Origin of the sequence: Prosthecobacter sp., assembly GCF_014879935.1 — a bacterium.
In the GTDB taxonomy this organism is placed as follows: domain Bacteria; phylum Verrucomicrobiota; class Verrucomicrobiia; order Verrucomicrobiales; family Verrucomicrobiaceae; genus Prosthecobacter.
The window spans coordinates 1-3,914 of the sequence record NZ_JACSRD010000132.1 but is presented as its reverse complement, the minus strand read 5'-3'; the positions used below and the strand labels follow the sequence as shown (position 1 = coordinate 3,914).

The following is a 3,914-nucleotide window of genomic DNA, read 5'->3' as shown; positions in this document are numbered from 1 at the left end:
TCCCTCTTCCTACCACTCCGCTTTCGCCGCTGCTACCTTCGATACCCACTCAGGACAGCGAAGACTCGTGTTTTTGGTCGGCGTTCATCGATCAGTAAAGAATTTTGAATATGAGTTTCCAGAGCCTACACATGGACCAGACTTGGGCACTCCTTGGCGGACGCTGCGGGATGTTTTGAAAGATATGGCTGCCCGGGATGATGACGCTTATTTGCAAAAAGAGTTTCACGGACATTATCTGACGCGGAATCGAAAGCGCGGCTGGGATGAACCAAGCTACACCATAGTTGCCCATGGAAGCCACGTCCCACTGCATCCTTCTGACAAACCAATGGTGAGTGTCGGTAAGGATAAATTTGAACTACAGGGAAACGTTAATCGACGTTTGAGTTGGCGTGAGTGCGCTGCCATCCAGGAGTTGCCGGACCATATCGAGGTCCCAGGTGGGTTGATGGCAAAATATAGAGTGGTCGGCAATGCTGTGCCACCACCTCTCGCCACCGCGCTGATTTCGCCCATTGTGCTGAGGTTTGCCAACTGAATAAAGGCGAACGAAGCCAGGATATTAAACGTCCCTTCGTCGCTCCTGCATCATCCCTGCCCGCAAACCGTTTTGTTTCCGCCAGAGGGTGGGTCGCATCGGCCGCCATCTCAATCTCTGTCACGGTGAGGGACGAAACCCTCTTTGAACCCTTATTCACTGGTCCGCCGCCGGGAAATCGGATTGCATCGGGGCTTCCAACCTGGAACGTGTCATGCCTGCGACCACTCGTTCTTTCCCTTCCGGCGGGACCGTGCCCGGAAGGCGGCGTGGGGGCGGCAGCCGGGCGAAGACCCCGGGTGGCGGGGCGATGCAGGGCGGAGAGGCGCTGCGGCCGGCGCGAAAGCAACCGGCGCGGGGCACCCCGCCGCGGGCGGCGGTGAGACCGGAGCCGAAAAAGGCCGGGCAGGAGCCGCAGGTGGCCGGAAAGGGGCCGAAAACGGCCCCGGTGGCACCGGAGAAGGCTCCTGAAGCGGGGCCGATGGGCGGGAAGGGACCGACGGAGGAGCAATTGCGGGCGGTGGGCCTGACGCCGGAGACGGCGGCGGAGCTGCGGGCCTGGATCGCCCAGCAGCAGCAGACCGCGACGGGCCGGCGGCTCCGACCGGAGGTCTGCAATCACAAGGTGCTGGCCTTCATGCAGCAGGTGGTGGTGGTGCTGGACCTGCGCCCGGCGGAGGTGGAGGCCCGCACCGGCATGCTGCACCAGCATCAGCATCGCCTCAAACCGACGCGGGACGGCCTGGGGGAGTCGCACGTGAGTCTGTGCACGGTGCTGCGCTGGACCAACGGCCTGGGCCTGTGCCTGCCCCGCGTGCTGGATCGCCTGCTGCAGCGGCTGCCCACGCTGATGGTGCTGTGGGAAGGCGTGGCCGCATGAACCGGGCCAAGCAGCGGAAATTCTAGTTTCCTCGAACGGCCGCCGATCGGTGGAATCCTGCCCGCCATGAGCCTGCGGCCTTCCATGCCCCGTCTTTCCCCGGTCGATGTGACCGCCCGCCTGCCGCAGGCCGGGCTGGAACGCCCGGCAGCCGCCGTCTGGGGGATGAACCGGATCGTTTGGGCGACGAAGGCTCGTGTTTCGAGGACGGCAGATTCAATCTGGAGGACGGCAGATTCAATCTGGAGGACGGCAGATTCAACCTGGAGGACGGCAGATTCAACCTGGAGGACGGCAGACTCAACCTGGAGGACGGCAGACTCAACCTGGAGGACGGCAGACTCAACCTGGAGGACGGCAGATTCAATCCGGAGGACCGCAGACTCAATCTGGAGGACGGCAGATTCAATCTGGAGGACGGCAGACTCAATCTGGAGGACCGCAGACTCAATCCGGAGGACGGCAGATTCAATCTGGAGGACGCCTTTTTTCACCGGCTGCGGGGCTGTGAGGCCCTGGAGCCACTCATTGACCCCCTGGAGGGCCGGATCATGGCGCTGTGGAGCAGCGGCGTGACCTGGTCCTCCGGGGCTCTTTGGTCGCCGACGGTTTCGCCGCCGGGGACAAGCACCCACCACCACCGAACCCAACGCAAACCGATGAAACGCAACAACTACTACCCCCGTCGGGAACCTGAGCGCCCCGAATGGCACGCCAACTTTGCCGCCAAACTGCTGATCCACGGCCCCACGCTGGGACTGAGCGCGGCGGTGATCGCCAACGCCGTGGCCGACAACCTGATGCTGGCCTACGCGCTGGGGGATTGGAAGACGAACCTCTATGAGATGGGCCCGGCCGGGACCGCCGCCCTGCGCTCGCTGGAGAGCGGCACGGGGACCGCCGCCTTTGTCTTTCCCACCTACACCGCGCCCGCGCTGCCGACGCTGCCCGCCACGGCGGATCCGGTGACGCCCGGCGCCCTGGAGCGCACCTTTCTGCTGGTGCAGGAGATCAAAGGCAAGCTGGCCTACGACCTGCCGATGGGCCTGGACATGGGCATCGTGGGCAGCGAGATGCCGCCGCCGCCGCCGGGCGAGCCCCCGCCGCCGCGCGTGACGGCCACCGTGGTGGATGGGACGGCGAACCAGGCGGTGAGCTTCAAGTTCTTCAAGGATGGCCACCAGGGCGTGCTGGGCGAAAGCCAGCGCGGCACCGGCGGCATGGAACTGCTGACGATGAGCACGAAGAGCCCGATCGTGGACGACCGCCCGCTGCTGGTGCCCGGCCAGGCGGAGGTGCGCCAGTATCGCTTCCGCTTCTACGACAACGGCCAGGTCAACGGCGCCTGGACGGACATCCTCCGCATCACCGTCGGACCGTGAGGGGGGGACGGTGAGACCATGAGACCCTGAGACTGGGAGAGGGGGAGACAATGAGATGGGGAGACGATGAGATGGGGCGTGCGCGGGTCGTCGGGAGTGCCGACGAGTCGTCGGCCTTCGGGAGGCGTCGGAAGGCGACGAGTCGTCGCCGCTCCCGAGGCCGGCCCACCCTTCGCAGGTTCGGCCCTTCTCCAACCATCCATCAATCCAGCCATCCAACCATCCACTGACCCACTGCCACCCAAGCGGACGAAGGCGTCCGCGCTCCCTTCGCCTCCCTGGCTCTGGCGAGCCAGCCTACGGCCTCACTGCTCCACGGCTCCACTGCAACCCCAGCGGACGAGGGCCTCCGCACTCCCTTCGTCATTCGCCATTCGTCATTCGCCCTTCCCTGCTCCCCCTGGCTCTGGCGAGCCAGCCTACGGGTCGCTCTTCGCCCTTCGCCCTCCGCCCTTCCGCCTGCCATGTTCGACCCCACCTACCCTCAAGACCTGACACCCATCGATGCGACGCCGATGCGGAACCAGTTGAACAGCCTGAAGGCGTTGATCGATGCGATTGCGACGGTGACGGGCGCGGTGGTGGATTCGGTGAACACGCTGCCGGCGGGTGAACCGGCTGTAGTGACTGTGAGCGTGACGGACAGCACGCTGCACTTCACCTTTGACATCCCGGAAGGGCCGCAAGGAGTGGCAGGCAATGATGGCGGCGAAGGGCCGCCCGGGCCGCCGTTTGCCAATGCGGTGGTGGATGCGGTGAACACCCTGCCCGCCGGTGATCCGGCGAATGTGACGGTGTCCTTCGATGGCACCAACGTGGGCTTCACCTTCGACATCCCGCAAGGCCATGACGGTCCCACCGGGGCCGATGGCCCCCAAGGCCCCGCCGGACCGCCCGGCGAGGTGACGGGCGCGGAACTGGCCGATGCGATTGCCGACACCGTGGCCGGATCGAGCGCGAACAGCAACAGCGTGGATTTCCTGGGCTCCAGCGCCCCGCCGGACTACGATGCCGCGGTGATGCAGGAAGTGATCGACAAGGTGAATGAGCTGATCGGGGCGCTGAGGAGGAGCGAATGACGAAGGGCGGAGGGCGAAGGGCGAAGGGCGGA

Annotated in this window: 4 protein-coding genes; all 4 read left to right on the top strand. The window is 65.1% G+C overall.

Annotated elements, in window-relative coordinates; translation table 11 throughout:
• Positions 1-541 (top strand): DNA cytosine methyltransferase (locus IAE77_RS11200; RefSeq protein WP_294226227.1); only part of this gene is annotated, 541 nt, incomplete at its 5' end.
• A 214-nt stretch (positions 542-755) separates the two neighbouring features.
• Entirely contained in the window at positions 756-1,421 is a 666-nt protein-coding gene (locus IAE77_RS11195) for a hypothetical protein (RefSeq protein ID WP_294226224.1), read from the top strand.
• 179 nt (positions 1,422-1,600) lie between these two features.
• Entirely contained in the window at positions 1,601-2,803 is a 1,203-nt protein-coding gene (locus IAE77_RS11190; protein ID WP_294226222.1) for a hypothetical protein, read from the top strand.
• A gap of 464 nt (positions 2,804-3,267) precedes the next feature.
• Positions 3,268-3,882, top strand: coding sequence for a hypothetical protein (locus IAE77_RS11185; RefSeq protein ID WP_294226219.1), 615 nt, complete (start codon positions 3,268-3,270; stop codon positions 3,880-3,882).
• Positions 3,883-3,914: the final 32 nt, after the last annotated feature.